General features: G+C 60.3%; 18 protein-coding genes. 3 read left to right on the top strand and 15 right to left on the bottom strand.

Translation table 11 applies throughout. The features are described 5' to 3' along the window. Positions 1–120: 120 nt before the first annotated feature. A complete protein-coding gene (locus D882_RS0130580) occupies positions 121–543 on the bottom strand; it encodes an OsmC family protein (RefSeq protein ID WP_007941657.1) in 423 nt (140 codons plus the stop codon). A 237-nt stretch (positions 544–780) separates the two neighbouring features. Here D882_RS0130580 and crp point away from each other — a divergent pair, with 237 nt between their 5' ends. After that, entirely contained in the window at positions 781–1,425 is a 645-nt protein-coding gene (gene crp, locus D882_RS0130575) for a cAMP-activated global transcriptional regulator CRP (RefSeq protein WP_027926750.1), read from the top strand. Here the strand turns inward: crp and D882_RS0130570 are convergent. The 4 genes from D882_RS0130570 to D882_RS0130555 all read right to left on the bottom strand — a co-directional run bounded on the left by D882_RS0130570 (position 1,422) and on the right by D882_RS0130555 (position 4,739). After that, complete coding sequence (locus D882_RS0130570; RefSeq protein ID WP_027926749.1) at positions 1,422–2,123, bottom strand: lipoate--protein ligase family protein; 702 nt, start codon at positions 2,121–2,123, stop codon at positions 1,422–1,424. The two genes, crp and D882_RS0130570, sit on opposite strands and share 4 nt — an antisense overlap. A gap of 130 nt (positions 2,124–2,253) precedes the next feature. Next, on the bottom strand, positions 2,254–3,090 hold the full coding sequence (gene trpC, locus D882_RS0130565) for an indole-3-glycerol phosphate synthase TrpC (protein ID WP_027926748.1): 837 nt from the start codon (positions 3,088–3,090) through the stop codon (positions 2,254–2,256). Further along, a complete protein-coding gene (gene trpD / locus D882_RS0130560) occupies positions 3,087–4,136 on the bottom strand; it encodes an anthranilate phosphoribosyltransferase (RefSeq protein ID WP_027926747.1) in 1,050 nt (349 codons plus the stop codon). The genes trpC and trpD overlap by 4 nt, the downstream gene beginning before the upstream one ends. Before the next feature lie 9 nt (positions 4,137–4,145). Continuing rightward, a complete protein-coding gene (locus tag D882_RS0130555; RefSeq protein ID WP_007906885.1) occupies positions 4,146–4,739 on the bottom strand; it encodes an aminodeoxychorismate/anthranilate synthase component II in 594 nt (197 codons plus the stop codon). Between the two features lie 410 nt (positions 4,740–5,149). Between D882_RS0130555 and estP the strand changes: the two genes are divergently transcribed. Further along, a complete protein-coding gene (estP, locus tag D882_RS0130545) occupies positions 5,150–7,060 on the top strand; it encodes an esterase EstP (RefSeq protein ID WP_027926746.1) in 1,911 nt (636 codons plus the stop codon). A 178-nt stretch (positions 7,061–7,238) separates the two neighbouring features. Here the strand turns inward: estP and trpE are convergent, their stop codons facing one another. From trpE to D882_RS0130495, 10 genes are all read right to left on the bottom strand, one after another. Further along, complete coding sequence (gene trpE, locus D882_RS0130540; RefSeq protein ID WP_027926745.1) at positions 7,239–8,720, bottom strand: anthranilate synthase component I; 1,482 nt, start codon at positions 8,718–8,720, stop codon at positions 7,239–7,241. Positions 8,721–8,791: 71 nt separating this feature from the next. Then, positions 8,792–9,610 carry a phosphoglycolate phosphatase gene (locus tag D882_RS0130535; protein WP_027926744.1) on the bottom strand — a complete coding sequence of 273 codons (819 nt, stop codon included), beginning with the start codon at positions 9,608–9,610 and terminating at the stop codon, positions 8,792–8,794. Then, positions 9,607–10,281 carry a ribulose-phosphate 3-epimerase gene (gene rpe / locus D882_RS0130530; protein WP_027926743.1) on the bottom strand — a complete coding sequence of 225 codons (675 nt, stop codon included), beginning with the start codon at positions 10,279–10,281 and terminating at the stop codon, positions 9,607–9,609. Before rpe ends, D882_RS0130535 begins: the two co-directional genes overlap by 4 nt. Positions 10,282–10,398: 117 nt before the next feature. Next, positions 10,399–11,547: an iron-containing alcohol dehydrogenase gene (locus D882_RS0130525; RefSeq protein WP_027926742.1), complete on the bottom strand. Its 1,149-nt coding sequence runs from the start codon at positions 11,545–11,547 to the stop codon at positions 10,399–10,401. 221 nt (positions 11,548–11,768) lie between these two features. Then, a complete protein-coding gene (locus D882_RS0130520; RefSeq protein ID WP_027926741.1) occupies positions 11,769–12,593 on the bottom strand; it encodes an ABC transporter permease in 825 nt (274 codons plus the stop codon). 12 nt (positions 12,594–12,605) lie between these two features. Further along, positions 12,606–13,853, bottom strand: a complete 1,248-nt coding sequence (locus tag D882_RS0130515) for an ABC transporter permease (protein WP_027926740.1) — start codon at positions 13,851–13,853, stop codon at positions 12,606–12,608. Between the two features lie 198 nt (positions 13,854–14,051). Further along, the gene (locus tag D882_RS0130510; protein ID WP_027926739.1) at positions 14,052–15,095 is read right to left on the bottom strand and encodes an ABC transporter substrate-binding protein; all 1,044 of its coding nucleotides are present in this window, start codon (positions 15,093–15,095) and stop codon (positions 14,052–14,054) included. A gap of 47 nt (positions 15,096–15,142) precedes the next feature. Next, positions 15,143–16,267 (bottom strand): ABC transporter ATP-binding protein, encoded by a 1,125-nt coding sequence (locus D882_RS0130505; RefSeq protein ID WP_027926738.1) that lies wholly within the window; start codon positions 16,265–16,267, stop codon positions 15,143–15,145. A 325-nt stretch (positions 16,268–16,592) separates the two neighbouring features. Next, on the bottom strand, positions 16,593–17,234 hold the full coding sequence (locus tag D882_RS0130500; RefSeq protein ID WP_172825925.1) for a response regulator transcription factor: 642 nt from the start codon (positions 17,232–17,234) through the stop codon (positions 16,593–16,595). 57 nt (positions 17,235–17,291) lie between these two features. Next, complete coding sequence (locus tag D882_RS0130495; RefSeq protein ID WP_027926736.1) at positions 17,292–19,688, bottom strand: PAS domain S-box protein; 2,397 nt, start codon at positions 19,686–19,688, stop codon at positions 17,292–17,294. 73 nt (positions 19,689–19,761) lie between these two features. Between D882_RS0130495 and D882_RS0130490 the strand changes: the two genes are divergently transcribed. After that, positions 19,762–20,754, top strand: a complete 993-nt coding sequence (locus D882_RS0130490) for an alpha/beta hydrolase family protein (protein ID WP_027926735.1) — start codon at positions 19,762–19,764, stop codon at positions 20,752–20,754. Positions 20,755–20,840 lie beyond the last annotated feature (86 nt).

The following is a 20,840-nucleotide window of genomic DNA, read 5'->3' as shown; positions in this document are numbered from 1 at the left end:
AGTTCGGGGGCGCGGCCTGTCGGTTGACGGACCACTACCCTGAAAAAAGTGGCGCATTATGCAGACGTCAGCTTGGGTTCGCCAGAGTCTGCACCGCTTTTATGATAGTTGAATGTCGGCTCAACCGAGTTCGATGATCTCGTAGTCGTGGGTAATCGCCACGCCAGCGGCGCCCAACATGATCGAGGCCGAGCAATACTTCTCCGCCGACAGCTCGATGGCGCGCTTGACCTGGGCTTCTTTCAGCCCGCGGCCCTTGACCACGAAGTGCATGTGAATCTTGGTGAAGACCTTCGGGTCCTCGGTCGCACGCTCGGCTTCAAGGAAGGCTTCGCAGCTTTCAACGGCCTGACGGGACTTCTTGAGGATGCTGACCACGTCGAAATTGCTGCAACCGCCGACACCCAGCAGGAGCATTTCCATCGGCCGGACACCCAGGTTGCGACCGCCAGCATCGGGCGGACCGTCCATGACCACGACATGACCGCTGCCGGATTCACCGAGGAACATGGCTTCGCCAGCCCATTGGATGCGTGCCTTCATCGCCAAGACTCCACTGTCTAAAAAAGGGACGCCAGCTTAGCACAGGGCCCCTGATTGACAGCGTTTCACCTTCCTAGGACGCAGGTGTCCAAGCCGTAGGTAAATTCTCAAATATTGCAGGAAGTGTCTGTTAAGCTGACGCCAATTCGCTGGCGCATAGCCAGCTTTGCCTCGACCCTAGTCAGCAGCTCATAAGAAAACCAAACACACACCGTGACGTCTTTTCGGGATACAACCATGGTTGCTATTACCCCAATACCCAAAATCAAAAACCTCGACAAGCTGTTGATGCATTGCCAACGCCGTCGCTATGCGGCCAAGAGCAACATCATTTGCGCGGGTGATCGCTCGGAAACCCTGTTTTTCATCATCAAAGGCTCGGTCACGATCCTGATCGAGGACGACGATGGTCGTGAAATGATCATCGCCTACCTGAACGCCGGGGACTTTTTCGGTGAGTTGGGTCTGTTCGAACAGGCTGGCCTGGAACAGGCACGCAGCGCCTGGGTGCGCGCGAAGATCGAATGCGAAGTCGCGGAAATCAGCTACGCGAAATTCCGCGAGCTGTCCCAGCAAGACCCGGACATTCTTTACGTCCTCAGCGGACAAATCGCACAACGTCTGCGCAATACCACGCGCAAGGTCGGCGACCTGGCGTTCTTCGACGTGACCGGACGCGTCGCTCGTTGCCTGCTGGAACTGTGCAAGCAGCCGGATGCGATGACTCACCCGGACGGCATGCAGATCAAAGTGACCCGCCAGGAAATCGGACGGATTGTCGGTTGCTCGCGTGAAATGGTCGGCCGCGTGCTCAAGGATCTGGAGGAACGCAACCTGGTGGACGTCAAAGGCAAGACCATGGTGGTCTTCGGTACGCGCTAAGCCTTGAACAGGTCTGCCAGCAATTGGCGATAAAGCGCGTCGAGCCGCCCGAGTGCATCGGGCGCGGCGAACTTCTCATGCAGGGCGATGTGGCTTTCGGCGCGAACCCGCTGTTCCAGGCCGCAGGCTTCATTGAAACGATTGACCGCCGCAACCATCGATTCCCGCTCATTATCCAGCAACAACGCACCATGCACCAATCCGACCGGACGCGTGCCGCCCTTGCTCTGGCGCCAACGCTGAGCTGTGCCGACCATCTTGCGGCCATCAAGGTTGACGTTGAAACGGCCATCGCAGAACGCGCCTTCGATTTCGCCGAGGGACGACACGCCGCCCAGCTCATCCAACAACTGGCAGATAGGATCGCAGAGTCGGTGATAGGCGGTTTCGATGCGGTTTTGGTCGCCTTCGCTGCGTGGCGGTGCGTAGACCAATGCGATGTTGAGGGTGGATGCCGATTGCGGCACGGGCTCACCGCCGGTTTCACGCAAGAGCACGGGCCAACCGGCAGCGGCCGAGACTTCGCACGCAGCTTCGAAACCGGATAAGCGGTTCAGGCGTCGGGGCATGACCAGGGCGCGGTCATTGGGTTGCCAGAACAGCAGGCCTAATTCCGAATCTCCGGTGCAGACCGCTGCCAGCAAGTCTTGTTCGGCTTGCAGGCCGGCTTCGACAGTCAAAGAGACGATTGAGGTCATAAGGCATTCCGTTGGACTTGAAGTCTGAGGTGCTATTTATGCCGCCATCGCCAGCAAGCTCGGCTCCTACATGGGTTCTCCTGCAGGAGCCGAGCTTGCTCGCGATAGGGTCGACTCGGTCTGCGTGTAATCAGTCGAGTGTAGAACCACTCACCGCAGTACCGCGCTCCGGAAAGAACAGTCGCTGCAACTCGGTCCCCGGGCTTTCGGCACGCATGAACGCTTCGCCGACCAGGAACGCATACACGTCGCTGATTTCCATCAATTCGACATCCGCACGGTTGAGGATGCCGCTTTCGGTAATCACCAGGCGATCACGAGGGATGCGCGGCAACAGGTCGAGGGTGGTTTCCAGGCTGACATCGAACGTGTGCAGGTTGCGGTTGTTGATGCCAACCAGCGGAGTGTCGAGGGTTTTCAAGGCCCGCTCCAGCTCGTCGCCGTCGTGAACTTCTACCAGCACATCGAGGCCGACACCTTTTGCCACGGCAGCCAGCTCGGCCATTTTCACGTCATCCAGTGCGGAGACGATCAACAACACGCAATCGGCGCCCAGCGCACGGGCTTCGACGATCTGATAAGGATCGATCATGAAATCCTTGCGGATCACCGGCAGTTTGCACGCCGCCCGGGCTTGTTGCAGATACGCATCGGCGCCCTGGAAGTAATCGATATCGGTCAGCACCGACAAACACGTCGCGCCGCCCTTCTCGTAGCTTTCGGCGATGTCGGCAGGAACGAAGTTCTCGCGGATCACGCCCTTGCTCGGCGAAGCTTTCTTGATTTCGGCAATCACCGCCGGTTGCTTGCGCTTGGCCTGCGCCAACAATGCCTGGGCGAAACCACGGGGTGCATCGGCCGCCTTGGCCAGACTTTCCAGCTCGGCCAGGCTCACACGAGCGCTACGCTCGGCGACTTCCTGGACCTTGCGCGCCAGAATGTTTTCCAGAACCGTCGGTACACTCATCCCTCATTCTCCACTCGAAATACCGCGGTAAATGCACCCAACTCCTCGAGTTTCTCCCGAGCAAGACCGGTGTGCAGCGCGTCGTGCGCCAGGGCAACGCCCTCTTTCAAACTGGTGGCATGGTCAGCGGCATACAGGGCGGCACCGGCATTGAGCATGATCATTTCGGCGGCTTTCAGACCGCTTTCGGTTTTGCGTTTGCCCAACGCATCGCGAATCAATTCCAGCGAGGCCGCCGGGCTTTCCACGGCCAGGCCATGCAGGCTCTGGCTCTTCATGCCCAGGTCTTCAGGCTCGACCCAATACTCGCTGATCTGGTCGTTCTTCAATTCCGCCACGAAGGTCGGCGCGGCCAGGCTGAATTCGTCCAGGCCATCTTTCGAATGCACCACCAGCACGTGCTTGCTGCCCAATCGCTGCAGGACTTCGGCCAATGGCCGGCACAGCGCCTGGTTGAACACGCCCACCACCTGATGTTTCACACCGGCCGGATTCGTAAGCGGGCCGAGCATGTTGAACAAGGTACGCAGGCCTAGATCCTTGCGCGGACCGGCGGCGTACTTCATGGCGCTGTGGTGAGTCTGGGCGAACATGAAACCGATGCCGACGTTGTCAATGCAACGCGCGACTTGAACCGGAGTCAGGTTCAGGTAGATCCCCGCCGCTTCCAGCAGATCGGCGCTGCCGCTTTTGCCCGAGACCGCACGGTTACCGTGCTTGGCCACGGTGCAACCGGCCGCCGCAACCACGAAAGCAGAAGCGGTCGACACGTTGAAAATGTTGGCACCGTCACCGCCGGTGCCGACCACGTCGACGACGCTGTCGAGGGTCTTGAGTTCGACCTTGTCCGCCAGCTCGCGCATGACCGACACGGCGCCGACGATTTCGTCGATGCTCTCGCTCTTCATGCGCATGGCCATCATGAATGCGCCGATCTGCGCATCTGTGCATTGGCCGGTCATGATTTCGCGCATCACATCGCGCATTTCATCGGTGCTGAGGTCGAGGTGATCGACGATACGGCCCAGGGCTGTCTTGATATTCATGAAAGGTCCTTAGCGCGTGCCGCCGGTTTGTTTGAGGAAGTTAGCGAACAGTTCGTGGCCCTGCTCGGTCAGGATCGACTCAGGGTGGAACTGCACGCCTTCGATGTTCAGGGTTTTGTGGCGCAGGCCCATGATCTCGTCGACCGAGCCGTCTTCAAGCTGGGTCCAGGCGGTCAGCTCCAGGCAGTCGGGCAAGGTTTCACGCTTGACGATCAGCGAATGGTAGCGGGTGACCGTCAATGGACGATTCAGGCCTTCAAATACGCCCTTGTCCTCGTGGAATACCGGGCTAGTCTTACCGTGCATCACTTGACGGGCGCGCACCACATCACCGCCAAAGGCCTGGCCGATGGACTGGTGGCCGAGGCAGACGCCAAGAATCGGCAGTTTGCCGGCGAAATGCTTGATCGCTTCAATCGATATCCCCGCTTCGGTCGGGGTGCAAGGACCGGGGGACACCACGATGCGCTCTGGGTTGAGGGCTTCGATTTCAGCGATGGTCAGTTCATCGTTGCGCACGACTTTGACCTGGGAGCCGAGCTCACCGAGGTACTGCACAACGTTGTAGGTAAAGGAGTCGTAGTTATCGATCATCAGCAACATGGCGTTTTTGAACCTCTTGAATTCACTGACTTTAAAGACAGCCTTCGAATGATTGACCCGCAGAGCGCTGCGCTTTGTCAGGTGCCGGGGTAGCGCCAGCAAAGCGGCATTTCAAACGGGTAAAGAAGGCAAAGCGGTACAGGTCCGGCGGAACCGGCAAAAGAATTCAGGCGCGCCAACGCCAGCGGGCGTGTGCCTTGATGACTTGATCCAGGAGTTTACTGATGATCAACACGGGGAAGGTCTCATTCATACGTCTCGGCACAGTAACTTAGCTGGGCAGAGCGTGCAATATGGCCGGGGCTGCTGCTCGCGAAACTCTCAAAGGCTTCGCGACGGATGGCAAAAGGCCGGACGTTTTTGGTACTGTCGTTTCGTTCTCCTAAAACAATAAATAAACGGACTTGCTCATGATCAAACAGACGTTGTTTGTACCGCTCGCAGGATGCTTGCTCGCCATGGCCTGCGCTCAAGCGTACGCCGCACCGAATCCGTACACCCATTTCGTCGTCTTCGGCGACAGCCTCAACGATGCCGGCACCTTTGCCGACACCGGCGGGCCTGCCGGAGCGACTCAGCGGTATACCAACCGGACGGGACCGGTTTATCTGGATGGCAGCGGCGAAGTCCGCTCGCTCAACTCCACGCAGATTCTCGGTGGCAAACTGGGGTACACCGCGGACCAGACCGCTTCATCGTCTTCGGCGGTGCGCGCCAGCAATGGCCAGCCCGATGGCAACAACTGGGCCGTCGGCGGTTATCGCACCGATCAGATTCTCGATTCGATCACCAGCACGTCCGCCACCGGCGATCGCACCCGTGCCGGATACTTGCCATCGAACAACTTCCGGGCTGACCCGAACGCGCTGTATTACCTGTCGGGTGGCGGCAACGACTTCCTGCAAGGGCGCGTGACCAGCCTGCCCCAGGCCAGCGCCGCCGCCGATCGATTGGCCAACAGCGTGCAGACGCTGCAAACCGCCGGTGCCAAATACATCATGGTCTGGCTGCTGCCCGACATCGGCCTGACGCCGGCAATCAACGGCAGCCCGCTGCAAGCGTTCACCTCACAGCTCAGCGCCCAGTTCAACACGGAGCTGGTGAGCAGACTGCAGAACATCAATGCCGAAGTGATCCCGCTGAACATTCCGGTGTTGCTCAATGAAGCGTTCGCCAATCCGGCGCAGTTCGGCTTGGCGACCGACCAGAACCTGACCGCGACCTGCTTCAGCGGTAGCGGCTGCACCGAGAACACCCGTTACGGCATCAACAGCGCCACCCCCGACCCGACCAAGCTGATCTACAACGACTCGGTGCACCCGACCGAAGCCGGGCAACGCCTGATTGCCGATTACGCGTATTCGCTATTGTCGGCGCCGTGGGAGCTGACGCTGCTGCCGCAAATGGCCCAAGGCACCTTGCGCGCACACCAGGATGAACTGCGCAACCAATGGCTGGCCGATTGGGAAAACTGGCAAGGCGTCGGCCAATGGCGCGCCATTGTTTCCGGCGGTGGCCAGCATCAGGACTTTGATGGTCAGGACAGCGTCGTCAGCGCCGACGGCAATGGTTACAACCTGAACATCGGCGGCAGCTATCGCCTCGACGATGCCTGGCGCGTGGGCGTAGCGGCCGGTTTCTATAACCAGAAACTCGAAGCCGGGACGAACGACTCCGACTACAAGCTCAACACTTACCTGGGCACCGCATTCGCCCAATACCAACAAAATCGTATATGGGCTGACATGGCGTTGACCGCCGGGCATCTGGACTACGACAGCCTCAAGCGTAAATTCCAGCTGGGCGCCAACGAGCGCAGCGAGAAAGGCGACACCAGTGGCTTCGTCGAAGCCTTCAGCGCCCGCATCGGCTATGACATCGCCCAACAGGCCAGCAGCCCTTGGCACCTGTCGCCGTTTGTCAGCGCCGACTTCTCCAAGGTCAAAGTCGATGGTTATTCAGAGGACGGCAATGATTCCACAGCGCTGACCTATGGCGACCAGGACAGTATTTCCCGCCGCCTCGGCATCGGTTTGCAGGGCAAATACCAGATCACCCCACAAACCCAGGTATTCGGTGAAATGGCTCACGAGCGTGAGTACAACGACGATACCCAGGACGTGGCGATCAACCTCAACACCCTGCCAAACAACCAGTTCACGCTGGAAGGCTACACCCCGCAAACCAACCTGAACCGGGTGAACCTGGGGGTGAGCCACAACCTCACCAAGGAACTGGCACTGCGCGCCAGCTATAACATTCGCAAGGATGACGACTTTACCCAGCAAGGGATTAATTTAGGGGTTGCGTTGGACTTCTAACTCGATCGGCCATAAAAAACGCGGCGCCTTCACAGGCGCCGCGTTTTTTTTGGGTGTTCGCACGACCCCTTGTAGGAGTGAGCCTGCTCGCGATGGCGATAGGCCAGGCGACATCTATGTTGGCTGTGCTGGCCTCATCGCGAGCAGGCTCACTCCTACAGGGAGGTATTGCGTGGACTCAGGTGTCCGGGGTTTGTTCGGCCAGGGCCACGGCGCGGAACATCGCGCGGCGTTTGTTCAGGGTTTCTTCCCACTCCAGCGCCGGTACCGAGTCGGCCACGATGCCGCCACCGGCCTGCACGTGCAGTTCGCCGTTCTTGATTACCGCCGTGCGAATCGCAATCGCGGTGTCCATGTTGCCGTTCCAGGCAAAGTAACCGACCGCGCCGCCGTAGACGCCACGTTTTACCGGTTCCAGTTCGTCGATGATTTCCATCGCACGAATCTTCGGCGCACCGGACAACGTGCCCGCCGGCAGGATCGCCCGCAGCGCGTCCATCGCCGTCAGCCCGGCCTTCAACTGCCCGGTGACGTTGGACACGATGTGCATCACGTTGGAATAACGCTCGATGACCATTTTCTCGGTGAGTTTCACCGAACCGATTTCCGAGACCCGACCGGTGTCGTTACGGCCCAGGTCGATCAGCATCAAGTGCTCGGCGATCTCCTTGTCGTCGGACAGCAGGTCTTTTTCCAGCGCCAGGTCGGCCTCTTCGTTGGCCCCGCGTGGACGGGTGCCGGCAATCGGGCGCACGGTGATCAGGTTGTCTTCGACCCGCACCAGCACTTCCGGCGAACTGCCGACGACATGGAAGTCGCCGAAGTTGAAGAAGTACATATAAGGCGTCGGGTTGAAGCAACGCAGCGCCCGGTACAGATCGATCGGTGCAGCCTTGAAGTCGATCGACATGCGCTGGGACGGCACGACCTGCATGCAGTCGCCAGCCAGGATGTATTCCTTGATAGTGTCGACGGCTTTTTCGTAATCGTCCTGGGTGAAACTCGAACGGAACACCGGATCAGCCGACTGCTGTTTGCTGAAATCCAGGCCACGGCGCGGCGTGATCGGCTGGCGAAGTTTTTCCAGCAGTTCTTCCAGACGTTCCAGGCCATGCTCGAATGCACCGTCTTGCGCCGGGTCGGCCAGCACAATCGCGTGCATCTTGCCGGCGAGGTTGTCGAACACCACCACCGCGTCGGAGACCATCAGCAGAATGTCCGGCACGCCCAGTGGATCCGGGTTCGGGCATTTGCCCAGACGCTTCTCCACATACCGCACGCAGTCATAACCGAAGTACCCCACCAGGCCGCCGTTGAAGCGCGGCAGACCGGCGATGGTCGGCACGTTGTAGCGGGCCTTGAAGGTTTCGACGAACGCCAGCGGGTCTTCCACGTCGTGGCTTTCGGTCTCGATGCCGTCGACGGTCACGCTGACGTGATGGTCATGCACGCGCAGCACGGTGCGGCATGGCAGGCCGATGATCGAGTAACGGCCCCACTTCTCCCCGCCCTGAACCGATTCCAGCAGGTAGGAGTTCGGCTCGTCGGCCAGTTTCAGGTAGATCGACAGCGGCGTGTCGAAGTCAGCCAGGGTTTCGCAGGCAAGCGGGATGCGGTTGTAGCCGGCAGCGGCCAAACGCAGGAATTCTTCGCGGATCATGGGGTAGCCTCGTGGCTTGAGGGTCTAACAGTCAGGTATGCAAACGCGCCGGTAGGCCGGCCAGGAACAAGTCAGGCGCGCCAACGCCAGCGGGCCAGGGCCTTGATGACTTTCATCCAGAGTTTGCGAGTGACCACCACGATGGCGTTTCCAGCAGGGGGTTGAACAGCGTCGGGCAACGTTATCTCAGCGGCCGGATCCAGGCAACCGGGAATTAGCTTGCGCAGATCGTCGATCACCAGCGCCGGCGACTCTTCGGCAATCGGCCGGCCATGGTTGTAGCCATAACTGAGCGCCACACACTTGACCCCTGCCGCTTTCGCCGCCAGCACATCGCTGCGCGAATCGCCGACGAACAAGGACTGCGAGGCCGGAATGTTGGCCATTTTCATCACGAAAAACAGCGCGGCCGGGTCAGGTTTCTTCTGCGGCAAGGTATCGCCGCCGATGATCCATTTGAAGTAGCGGCCGATTTTCATCTGATCCAGCAGCGGCGCGACGAAGCGTTCCGGCTTGTTGGTGATCAGCGCCATTTCCACGCCTTGTTTATTCAGCCACTTGAGGGTGTCACGCACACCGGGGTAAACCACGGTCAGCTCATGGCTCGCGCCATAGGCCTGCATGAAAATCTCCAGCGCGTGTTCAGCCTCGACGTCATCAACCGTCGAGTGCTCGATGTCACCCGCCAGCGCACGACGCACCAATACCGGCGCGCCGTTACCGACCCATTCCCGTACCGACTCGAGGCCGGCGGGTTTGCGGCCCAGCTTGAGCAGCATGTGATCCACAGCCGCTGCGAGGTCCGGGACCGAATCGATCAACGTGCCATCCAGATCGAACATCACCAGCCGCGGCAGACGCCCCGGGAACAGCTGCTCAAAGCCACTCATGGGCGAGCCAGCGCCAGTTCGGCACGCATCTTCTCGATCACTTCCTGATAGTTCGGCGCGTTGAAAATCGCCGACCCTGCGACGAAGGTGTCCGCGCCCGCCGCAGCGATTTCACGAATGTTGTTCACATTGACGCCACCGTCGATTTCCAGGCGGATGTCACGCCCCGAGGCGTCGATCAAGGCGCGCGCCTGGCGCAGCTTGTCGAGGGTGCCGGGGATGAATTTCTGCCCGCCGAAGCCTGGGTTGACGCTCATCAGCAAGATCATGTCGACCTTGTCCATCACGTATTCGAGCACACTCAGCGGGGTTGCCGGGTTGAACACCAGGCCCGATTTGCAACCGCCCTCGCGGATCAGTTGCAGGGAACGGTCGACGTGCTGTGAGGCCTCCGGGTGGAAGGTGATGTAGGTCGCGCCGGCTTCGATGAAGTCACCGACGATGCGGTCCACCGGGCTGACCATCAGGTGCGCGTCGATCGGCGCGGTCACGCCGTACTTGCGCAGCGCCGCGCACACCATCGGGCCGATGGTCAGGTTCGGCACATAGTGGTTGTCCATGACATCGAAGTGCACGAAGTCGGCACCGGCGGCCAGGACGTTATCCACTTCTTCACCCAGGCGGGCGAAGTCGGCGGAGAGAATCGACGGAGCAATGACGAAGGGCTGCATGACGCACCTTTTTTGAGCAGAATCACGATGGCGCGCATTGTATACCTCATAGTTTGGCGCGCGCACTGTGACCGCGATGATTGGGGCTGCCTTCGATCAATTTGCGCTGGCAGCGCTCTAGTACGCCGCCCGGTAGATCTTCTCGATATCGACGGCGCTCAATTTGCGAGGATTATTGCGCATCAGGCGCTCGATCCCCGCCGCTTCTGCGGCCATGGCCGGGATCGCATCTTCGAGAACACCGAAACTGCGCAGGCCCAACGGGATTTCTACCGCAGTGCACAGAGCCGTCATCGCCTCCACGGCTTTGTCCGCCGCTTCGTTGGCGCTCAAATGAGCGGTCTTCACCCCCATGGCTTCGGCAATATCCTGCATGCGCTCGACGCAGGCCATCTTGTTCCAGGTCATGACATAGGGCAGCAACAAGGCGTTGCTGACACCATGTGCAATGTTGAAACGTCCGCCCAGTGGATACGCCAACGCATGCACCGCGCCGACCCCGGCATTGCCGAACGCCATGCCCGCCATCAGGCTGGCGGTGGCCATGTCTTCGCGCGCTTGCAGGTTGGACGGATTGGCATAGGCCTTGGGCAACGCCTTGGCGATCAGCTTGATGGCGCCGATGGCCAGGGCGTCGGTAATCGGCGAGGCGTTGACGGACAGGTAGGATTCGATGGCGTGCACCAGCGCGTCGACGCCACTGGCGGCGGTGACACTGCGCGGACAGGTCAGGGTCATTTGCGGACTGACCAGCGCCACGTCTGGCAATAGATAGTCGCTGACGATGCCTTTTTTCAGCTGCGCGACCTTGTCGGAAAGGATCGCCACGTTGGTGACTTCCGAACCGGTGCCGGCAGTAGTCGGGATCGCGATCAGCGGCGGCCCCTTGCGCGGCACCTGATCGATGCCGAACAGATCTTCCAGCGCGCCGTGGTAACCGGCATACGCCGCCACGCTCTTGGCGATGTCGATGGCACTGCCGCCGCCCAGACCGATCAAGCCGTCATGCCCGCCGTCGCGGTACACCCGCATGCAGTCTTCGACGATGGCAATTTCCGGGTCTGGCAGCACCCGGTCGAATATCTCGTAGGACCGGCCCCCCAGCTGCGCCAGCGCCAATTCGACCGTGCCGGACTTGACCAGCGCGGCATCGGTGACGATCAGCGGATTGTCGACATCCAGACGGGTCAGTTCAGCGGCGAGCTGCTCGATGGCACCTGCGCCGGTGATCAGTTTGTGAGCGATTTTGAAAGAGGAAAGACTCATCGTGCGCAGCCTCTTATAGATAGGGGAGCTGGGCACAATAGTAGCTGGGGATTGGGGTTTGTCTGCTATTCGGGTCGTGAATGACCAACGATCTCGAACACCGCACAAAACCAATGTGGGAGCGAGCTTGCTCGCGATGACTGACTAACATTCAACATTGATGTCGACTGATAGTCCGCTATCGCGAGCAAGCTCGCTCCCACAGGGGATGGTGTGTGGCGTTAGACCTGGGCGGTGCGCAGTTTTTCGCTGCGACCGCGCAGCCATTCCAGGGTCAGCAACAGGATCACCGAGAAGGCGATCAGCAATGTCGCTGCGGCGGCGATGGTCGGGCTGAGGTTTTCGCGGATCCCGCTGAACATCTGCCGTGGCAAGGTCGCTTGCTCGGGGCCGGCGAGGAACAACGTCACCACCACTTCATCGAACGACGTCGCGAAGGCAAACAGCGCCCCCGAAATCACGCCCGGCGCAATCAGCGGCAACGTCACCCGGCGAAACGCGGTCAGTGGCGAAGCACCCAGGCTTGCCGCGGCGCGCACCAGATTATGGTTGAACCCCTGCAAGGTCGCCGACACCGTGATGATCACAAACGGCACACCCAGCACCGCGTGCACCACGATCAGCGAGAAGAAGCTGTTGCCCAACCCCAGCGGGGCAAAGAACAGGTAACTCGCCACACCGATAATCACCACCGGCACCACCATCGGCGAAATCACCAGCGCCATGACCAGCGCCTTGCCGGGAAAATCACCGCGGGTCAGGCCAATCGCCGCCAGCGTCCCGAAGACCATCGCCAGCACCGTCGCCGCCGGGGCGACAATGATGCTGTTCTTCAATGCACGCATCCATTCGGCCGAGGCAAAGAAGTCCTGGTACCAGTGCAGCGAGAAACCTTGCAGCGGGTACACGAGGAAACTGCCCGAGTTGAACGACAGCGGAATGATCACCAGCACCGGCAGAATCAGAAACAACAGGATCAAGCCGCAGAGAATCCGCAAGCTGTAGAACCACACCCGCTCAACGGGCGACATATAAGGACTCAGCATTTCGTTCTCCCCTTAGCTCAGGCGCAGGCGACTGGCGCCCACCAGCCAGCTGTAAATCAGATAAAGCACCACGGTCGCCAGCAACAGCAGCCCACCGAGTGCGGTCGCCATGCCCCAGTTGATGCTGGTGTTGGTGTAGAAGGCGACGAAGTAGCTGACCATCTGATCGTTCGGGCTGCCCAGCAACGCCGGGGTGATGTAGTAGCCGATGGCGAGGATGAACACCAACAGGCAACCGGCGCCGACACCGGCATAGGTCTGCGGGAAGTACACCCGCCAAAAGCTGGCGAACGGGTGGCAGCCGAGGGAAATCGCTGCGCGCATGTACGTCGGCGAGATGCCTTTCATGACGCTGTAGATCGGCAGGATCATGAACGGCAGCAGAATGTGCACCATGGAGATGTAGACCCCGGTGCGGTTGAACACCAGTTCCAGCGGTTTATCGATGATGCCCATGGCCATCAGGCCGCTGTTGATCAGCCCGCCCGATTGCAGCAACACGATCCACGCGGCGACGCGCACCAGGATCGAGGTCCAGAACGGCAACAGGACCAGAATCATCAACAGGTTGCTTTGACGCGATGGCAGGTTCGCCAGCAGGTAAGCCAATGGATACGCGAGCAGCAGGCAGATCACCGTAATGATCAGGCCCATCCAGAAGGTCCGGGCGAAGATGTCGAGATAGATCGCCTGGTCAGGTGTGGCCGGGGCGATTTCACCGAGGTCATCGATACGATGATCGACCGCCGCCAACAGGTAGAAAGGCGTGATGCTGCTGGCGTTGCGGCGCACCGCTTGCCAGTAGGCCGGGTCGCCCCAGCGTTCGTCGAGACCTTCCAGTGCTTCTTTATAAGAGGCCGGCTCGGTGGCAAACGGCAAGGCGCGGGCGGTTTTGGTCAGCAGGCTGCGGTAGCCGGCCAGTTCCATGTTCAGGCGCTTGGACAAATCGCCCAGGGTTTGATTCTTGCGGGCTTCGGCGAGGTCTTCGCTGGCCGCTTTGTAAACCGGTTCAGCGGGCAGGCCTCGGCCGTCCCAACTGGCGATGGCGGACACGGTGCGTGGCATACCGCCGACCACTTCCGGGTTGCCCACGCTTTTGTAGAGCAGCGCCACGATCGGCACCAGGAACACCAGCAACAGAAACAGCACCAGCGGCGCGATCAAGGCCTGGGCTTTCCAGCGGTTGACCCGCTCGGCGTGCCGGAGTCGCTGCTTCAAGGTGGGGTCAGTGCCCGCGTTCAGGGGAATGGCGGTGGCCATGGCGTACTCCGGAAATCTTTGATCGTTACAGAGGCGGTAAACACCGCCTCGAACTTTTAGTACTGATCGTTCCCACGCTCTGCATGGGAACGCATCCAGTGACGCTCTGCGTCACAGGGACGCGGAGCGTCCCGGGCGGCATTCCCACGCAGAGCGTGGGAACGATCATCCGGCGAACCGTCGTCCTGTGCGACTCGCTTACTTCGCAGCCCAGGAATTGAAGCGCTGTTCCAGTTGCTCGCCGTTGTCAGCCCAGAAGCTGACGTCGATCTGCACCTGGTTGGCGATGTTTTCCGGGGTGGTCGGCATGTCTTTCAGGACATCCTTGGACAGCAACGGTACGGCTTGGGTGTTGGCCGGGCCGTAAGCGATGTTTTCCGAGTAGGTCTTCTGCTGCTGCGGCATCACCGAGAAAGCGATGAATTTCTTCGCCGCTTCAGCGCGTGTCTTGTCCAGGCCTTTTGGAATCGCCCATGCGTCGAAGTCATAGATGCCGCCGTTCCACACGACTTTCAGGTTGCTTTCTTTCTGCACGGCAGCGATCCGGCCGTTGTAGGCCGAGCTCATGACCACGTCACCGGAAGCGAGGTACTGCGGCGGTTGTGCACCGGCTTCCCACCACTGGATGTTTGGCTTCAGCTCATCGAGCTTCTTGAATGCGCGGTCCTGACCATCCTTGCCGGCCAGTACTTTGTAGACGTCTTTGGGCGCAACGCCGTCGGCCATCAGAGCGAATTCCAGGGTGTACTTGGCGCCTTTACGCAGGCCACGCTTGCCCGGGAATTTCTTGGTGTCCCAGAAATCCACCCAGCTGGTTGGCGCGGAAGCCAGTTTGTCGGCGTTGTAGGCCAGCACGGTCGACCACACGAAGAAACCCACGCCGCACGGCTGGATAGCACCTTTGACGTAGTCTTCGGTTTTGCCGAACAGCTTCGGATCCAGCTGCTCGAACATGTCTTCGTCGCAACCACGGGACAGTTCTGGCGATTCAACTTCTACCAGGTCCCAAGACACGCTCTTGGTGTCGACCATGGCTTTGACCTTGGCCATTTCGCCGTTGTACTCGCCCGCCACGATCTTGCCGTTGCCTGCCGCTTCCCACGGTGCGTAGAAGGCTTTGACCTGCGCCGCCTTGTTCGCCCCGCCAAAGGACACCACAGTCAGGTCCGGACCCGCCGCCATCGCGTGTGCCGCACCGATCATGCCCATGACCAGGGCGGTGAATTTCAGGGATCTCAACATTTATTGTTCTCTCCACGTGCAGGGTTGGTGTTGGTATTGCGGGGGCGTTAGTGCGCCTCTAGAAGTGGGTCGAGCGCGCGAACGTGTTCGACCTGCCAGCCAAGCGGTACCACGTCGCCGACAGCCAGCGCGGGATCAAGCTCGGCAATCGGTTGTTTCACGAAGAAGTCGGTCTTGCCGCAGACTTCCAGGCGAACCCGGACGTGATCGCCCAGATAGATGAATTCCGCCACCCTCCCTGAGAAGCGGTTGACGCATGACTCGCTTGAACCGTTGAGGCTGATGCGCTCGGGACGAATCGACAGCGTGACCGGCTCACCGGTCTTGCCGACGTTGACCGCCAGCGCTTCAACTTTTTCGCCGCGACTCAGTTCAACGATGCAGCGATCACCGGTCTGACTGTGCAGGCGGCCGTTAAGGCGGTTGTTCTCGCCGATGAAGTTGGCGACGAAGGTGTTTTTCGGTTCTTCGTAAAGGGTGCGCGGCGGTGCGATCTGCTGGATCTCGCCCTGGTGGAACACCGCTACCCGGTCGGACATGGTCAGGGCTTCGCCCTGGTCGTGGGTCACGTAAACCACGGTCACGCCGAGGCGCTGATGCAGGTGTTTGATCTCCATCTGCATGTGTTCGCGCAGTTGTTTGTCGAGTGCACCAAGGGGTTCGTCCATCAACACCAGCTGCGGTTCGAACACCAAGGCACGGGCCAGCGCTACACGCTGTTGCTGACCGCCGGACAGTTGTGCCGGATAACGCTGAGCAAAGGCGTCGAGCTGGACCATGCTCAGGACTTTTTTGACCTTGTCGCTGACGTCGCTTTTGTTCAGGCCGCGCACGGTCAGCGGGAACGCGAGGTTCTCGGCGACGGTCATGTGCGGGAACAACGCGTAGTTCTGGAACACCATGCCGATGTCACGCTTGTGTGGCGGCACGTTGTTGATGGAACGCCCGGCCAGCAGGATTTCGCCTGCGGTCGGTGTTTCGAAACCGGCGAGCATCATCAGGCTGGTGGTCTTGCCGGAACCGGACGGCCCGAGCAAGGTGAGGAATTCGCCTTTGCGAATGTCCAGGTTGAGGTCTTTGACGATCAGGTTCTCGCCGTCGTAGCTTTTCTGCACTCCACGAAAGCTGACCAGAATGTCACTGGCCCCTGCGCTTGAATCGACCTGGCTCATACCCACACCTTTGTTATTGATGACTGCTGTGGGACTAAGCCTAGTGGACCCTGCCGACCACGCAAATCGGGGCGCAGGAGAGAATCGCCTCAGCCGTATGGAAGGTTTGGGGTAGGGATCGCCCTACAAGGATGGCGCGTTTTGACAAATGCAGCTGCAAGCTTTCAGCTACAAGCCGCAAGAACAGGAAGAGGCGGGGCTCCAGGCATGTCGCAAATGGATATGGCGATGCTTCACCCGTTGTAGGAGCACAGCTTGCTGGCGATGGCGATCTCAAGGACGCCATCGCCAGCAAGCTGTGTTCCTACAAGGGGTAACAGGGCTTTTAGAGGAGTTTGTGCTCCATCGCGTACTTCACCAGTTCCGCCAGGGATGTAATGTTGAGCTTCTGCATCAACCGCGCCTTGTGGGTGCTGATGGTTTTGCTGCTCAGGGCCAGTTGCTGGGCGATGTCATTGACGTTGACGCCCTGGGCCAGGCGTTCGAACACCGAAAACTCGCGTTCCGACAGCAATGAATGCAACGGCCGCGAATCGGTCAGGCCGACTTCGAACACCATGCGGTCGGCGAGGTCCGGGTCGATGTAGCGCCCACCTGCCGCCACTTTACGAATCGCAGTTAGCAGCAGCGCCGGATCACTGTCCTTGGTCGCGTAACCGGCAGCGCCGACCTTCAACGCCCGCGCGGCCATTTGCGCTTCGTCGTGCATCGACAACACGAGGATGGCGGGCGGATTGTTCAGCGCACGAATCCGCGGAATCGCCTCCAGGCCATTCACGCCTGGCATGGAGATGTCGAGCAATACCACCTCGCACGGCACATGCCGCAAGGTTTCGAGCAACTGTTCACCATTGCTCGCCTCCCCCACCACCAGCAAATCCTTGGCCAGGCCGATCAACTGCTTGATGCCTTCACGGACGATGGTGTGGTCTTCGGCTACCAGTACACGGATCACGTTCTTCTCCATTCTTTTTATTTCAGAGCCAAGATGTATCGCGAGCAAGCTAAAACACCACAAAAACCATCAGACTGCATCCAGCGGCACCCGCACACTCAGGGTCGTACCCTCCCCCGGTTCACTCTCAAGCGACAACCGCCCACCCATGATCAACACCCGCTCACGCATGCCCACCACCCCGAAGGAGGTCGGCCTGCCCGTCGCGGCAACAAATCCTACGCCATCATCACTGACGGTCAGGCACAACTCGTCGCCTTCCAGCGCCAGCGACAGTTCAACAGTATGCGCCTGGGCATGGCGCATGACATTGGTCAGGGCTTCCTGAAGGATCCGGAACAAGCCAATCGCCTTGGCATCGCTAAGCACCGGCAGATTCTCCGGCACCTGCACCAGACACGGAATCTGCGTGCGCGCCTCGAAACGCCGGGCCTGCCACTCGATGGCGGAAGCGATGCCGGCATCGAGAATCGGTGGTCGCAGCGCCGTGGCCACGTCGCGCACCAACTGGAACAACTGAGCGATCAAGCGCTTCATGCTGTTCAAGCGTTCGTGCAGGCCCGGGTCGAGTTGCGCGTAGGCCAGTTCGCACATCGACGTTTCCAGTTTGAGCACGGTCAGCATCTGGCCCAGCTCGTCATGAACCTCCCTGGCGATGCGCGCCTTTTCTTCTTCGCGCACACTTTCCAGGTGAGCCGACAATTCACGCAACTGTTCGCGGGAGCTGGCCAGTTCCAGCTCAATACGCTTGCTCTCGCTGATGTCCCAGACGATCCCGTCCCAGACGTAGGCGCCATCTTCGAGCTTACGGGTGATGGCCTTGATCTCGGCCCAGCGTTGTTCGCCCGAACGGGTCAGGATCCGTCCTTGCCACGACCAGTCACTGTCAGTGTCCAGCGCATGGTCCTGCGTCTGGTGATAGCTGGCCTTGTCGTCCGGGTGCACCAGACTGCGCAGGCCTTTGTCGCGATGGGCCAGGGTGGCCGGTGAGTACCCCACCAGGGTTTCACTGCCTTCACTGATGTAGGCAAAGTCGATCTGCCCCGTCACCGGTGCGCGCTCCAGGCGAAAGACCAGTCCCGGAACGTTGGCCGCGATCCCCTGCAAACGCGCCTCGCTTTCCTGCAAAGCGGCCAGCGCGCGGCGGCGTTCGGTAACGTCGTTGAGGTAGACCACCAGGTATTCGCCATCACGAAAGCGCATGAAGCTCAACGAGACATCCGTCGGCAAAATACTGCCATCGGCCCGCACGCAGTGGGTTTCGAAGCTTTGCGGCCCTTCGTCACTGGCCCGTGCGCGCTTCCACAGATTCAACCAGCGGTCCATGTGCAGGCCGGGTTCGAAGTCAATCAGCGGCCGGTCGATGATCCCGCCCGGAGCGTAGCCGAGCATGTTTTCGGCGGCACGGTTGGCGTAGCGCACATGGCTGTCCCAGTTGACCCAGAGAATGCCGACGGTGCTCTGATCGATGGAAAACTGCGTCAGGCGCAACGCCTCTTCGCTGGCCTCGCGCAACGCAATGTCTTCACGCGCAGCCAACAGACGTCCCTCCAGACTGTGCTGTTGCCGCCGCTGCCAAAAAACGATGGCCATGCTGCTCAACAGCATGACGGCAAACAGCAGGCATAGGTTTTGCCAGAAACCGGGGGACTCGGTGAGTCGCGGGTACTTGGGTTGTAGCCATTGGTTGTGCAGTTGTTCCAGGTCCTTGGCCGGGATTGCCCGTAGCGCGCTTCCGACGATACTCGCCAGTTCCGGCCAATCCCGGCGAGTAGCCACGCGCAGCAATTGTGGCAGGCCGATGTCGCCCACCACGACCAGGCCGGCGAACTCCGGTTCGGCGGACAAACGCCCCAGTTGCGCCTCGTCGACCACGGCGTAACCCGCCTGTTGACTGAGCAACAGTTGCAGCGCCTGACGCTCGATGGGCACGCCTTGCAGGTTCAGATGGGGATAGTTGCTGCGCAGATAATCGGCGGTCGCGCTGGGCATGCGCACCGCGACGCGGGTCTGGCTGTCGAGCTTCTCCAGTTCCACGACGCCGGTGCCTTTTTCATCACTGACCACCAGTTGCGGAACCCGCATGTACGGGTCGGTAAATTGCCACAGGCGCAAACCGGCCGGGGTTTGCGTCAGGCCCACGGCGATGTCGATTTCCCCCTCGCGCGCGGCGTCTTCCAGTTGCGCGACGTCCGGGAAATTTCTCCAGCTGAGCTCGACCTTGAGCGCACTGGCCAACCATTTCATCAGCTCGACGTTGACCCCGGACAAACGCTGCAAGCGGCGATCGTATTGAGCATAAGGCGCCTGCAACACCACGCCGACGCGCAATTCGTCATGGGCTGCGAGCCATTGTTGTTGCTCGGGTGACAAGGCCGCGGCATGCCCCGGCGGCGCGGAAGCCGCCCACCCCATCAAGGGAAACCACAAGCAGCCGATAACCCACAGGCAGCGTAAACGCATCATCGAAATCTCACACACTGACAAACACTGACTAACCCATTAGGCTGCCGGAATCACTTCTGGCCTGGAATATCCGATGCCCCCTGTCTACCGCCTGGCACTGCCAGCATTGTGCCTGTCGCTGATCTTGCCTTGTGCCTTTTCTGTCGAGGCCGCCGACCCGGCCCCTGCCACGGCAGAAAAACCCGCAGAAGAAAAACCGGTCGAACGCCAGCCACTGCCTGAGCGTAGTCAGGAAGAAGCGACAGCACTTGAGCGAAAAGTCCCCGCTCAGGAACAGCAACAGCTGCAAGCCGGCACCGATACTTTTCTCGCCCTGTGGAAGCCGGCCAACACCCCCGAGCCAAAGGGCACGGTGATTATCATCCCGGGCGCTGGTGAAACTGTTGACTGGCCGCAAGCAATCGGTCCTTTGCGCCGTCAATTGCCGGACGCCAAATGGAGCAGCCTGAGTATCACCTTGCCGGACCTGCAAAGCGACGCCATTGCGCCACGCATCGTCGAAGTCGCGCCGGCGCCCAAAGCGCCGGAGACCGCCAGCAAGGACTCCACCACCGCGGCGCCTATCGAGCAGGCCGCCGGTGGTGAAGCGGAAGTGGCTGACAAGGCCGTCGCCGAAACAACCGAAGATCAGGCCAAGGCCGACGCCGAGCGCATCTTCGCGCGCATCGACGCCGCCATCGCTTATGCCGAACAGCAAAGTGCTCGCAGCATTGTCGTGCTGGGCCATGGCACGGGCGCTTACTGGGCAGCGCGTTATCTGAGCGAGAGACAGCCCTCGCAAGTGGAAAAGTTTGTGATGGTCGCGGCCCAGACACCGGTGACAGCAAAGCCTGAACTGGCCGAACTGACGCCGACTTTAAAGCTGCCGACTGCGGACCTTTTCTATGTGGATAAGCCGCCGGATCGCAAAGCGGCGCTGGAACGCCTGCAGGCCAGCAAACGGTTGAAGTCGTCGGCGTTCAGTCAGGTGGCACTCAAGGCGTTACCGGGGAATGCCAAGGCTGAGCAGGAGCAATTGGTGCGCCGGGTGCGCGGTTGGTTGAATCCGCAGAACGTGGCGGACTGATAGACCGCAGTGCCCTCATCGCGGGCAAGCCACGCTCCCACAGGATTTGAGTCGCACGCAACTTTTGCTATCGACATAAAACCTGT

This window comes from Pseudomonas sp. URMO17WK12:I12, assembly GCF_000514395.1.
GTDB lineage: Bacteria > Pseudomonadota > Gammaproteobacteria > Pseudomonadales > Pseudomonadaceae > Aquipseudomonas > Aquipseudomonas mucoides.
Note: the sequence above shows the minus strand (reverse complement) of the source record. Positions and strands in the feature narration are given on the sequence as shown.

Excerpts from the sequence above, each read along its gene's own strand:
- D882_RS0130580 (WP_007941657.1), bottom strand. The coding sequence starts at position 543 with ATGAAGGCACGCATCCAATGGGCTGGCGAAGCCATGTTCCTCGGTGAA.
- crp (WP_027926750.1), top strand. The coding sequence starts at position 781 with ATGGTTGCTATTACCCCAATACCCAAAATCAAAAACCTCGACAAGCTG.
- D882_RS0130570 (WP_027926749.1), bottom strand. The coding sequence starts at position 2,123 with ATGACCTCAATCGTCTCTTTGACTGTCGAAGCCGGCCTGCAAGCCGAA.
- trpC (WP_027926748.1), bottom strand. The coding sequence starts at position 3,090 with ATGAGTGTACCGACGGTTCTGGAAAACATTCTGGCGCGCAAGGTCCAG.
- trpD (WP_027926747.1), bottom strand. The coding sequence starts at position 4,136 with ATGAATATCAAGACAGCCCTGGGCCGTATCGTCGATCACCTCGACCTC.
- D882_RS0130555 (WP_007906885.1), bottom strand. The coding sequence starts at position 4,739 with ATGTTGCTGATGATCGATAACTACGACTCCTTTACCTACAACGTTGTG.
- estP (WP_027926746.1), top strand. The coding sequence starts at position 5,150 with ATGATCAAACAGACGTTGTTTGTACCGCTCGCAGGATGCTTGCTCGCC.
- trpE (WP_027926745.1), bottom strand. The coding sequence starts at position 8,720 with ATGATCCGCGAAGAATTCCTGCGTTTGGCCGCTGCCGGCTACAACCGC.
- D882_RS0130535 (WP_027926744.1), bottom strand. The coding sequence starts at position 9,610 with ATGAGTGGCTTTGAGCAGCTGTTCCCGGGGCGTCTGCCGCGGCTGGTG.
- rpe (WP_027926743.1), bottom strand. The coding sequence starts at position 10,281 with ATGCAGCCCTTCGTCATTGCTCCGTCGATTCTCTCCGCCGACTTCGCC.
- D882_RS0130525 (WP_027926742.1), bottom strand. The coding sequence starts at position 11,547 with ATGAGTCTTTCCTCTTTCAAAATCGCTCACAAACTGATCACCGGCGCA.
- D882_RS0130520 (WP_027926741.1), bottom strand. The coding sequence starts at position 12,593 with ATGCTGAGTCCTTATATGTCGCCCGTTGAGCGGGTGTGGTTCTACAGC.
- D882_RS0130515 (WP_027926740.1), bottom strand. The coding sequence starts at position 13,853 with ATGGCCACCGCCATTCCCCTGAACGCGGGCACTGACCCCACCTTGAAG.
- D882_RS0130510 (WP_027926739.1), bottom strand. The coding sequence starts at position 15,095 with ATGTTGAGATCCCTGAAATTCACCGCCCTGGTCATGGGCATGATCGGT.
- D882_RS0130505 (WP_027926738.1), bottom strand. The coding sequence starts at position 16,267 with ATGAGCCAGGTCGATTCAAGCGCAGGGGCCAGTGACATTCTGGTCAGC.
- D882_RS0130500 (WP_172825925.1), bottom strand. The coding sequence starts at position 17,234 with ATGGAGAAGAACGTGATCCGTGTACTGGTAGCCGAAGACCACACCATC.
- D882_RS0130495 (WP_027926736.1), bottom strand. The coding sequence starts at position 19,688 with ATGATGCGTTTACGCTGCCTGTGGGTTATCGGCTGCTTGTGGTTTCCC.
- D882_RS0130490 (WP_027926735.1), top strand. The coding sequence starts at position 19,762 with ATGCCCCCTGTCTACCGCCTGGCACTGCCAGCATTGTGCCTGTCGCTG.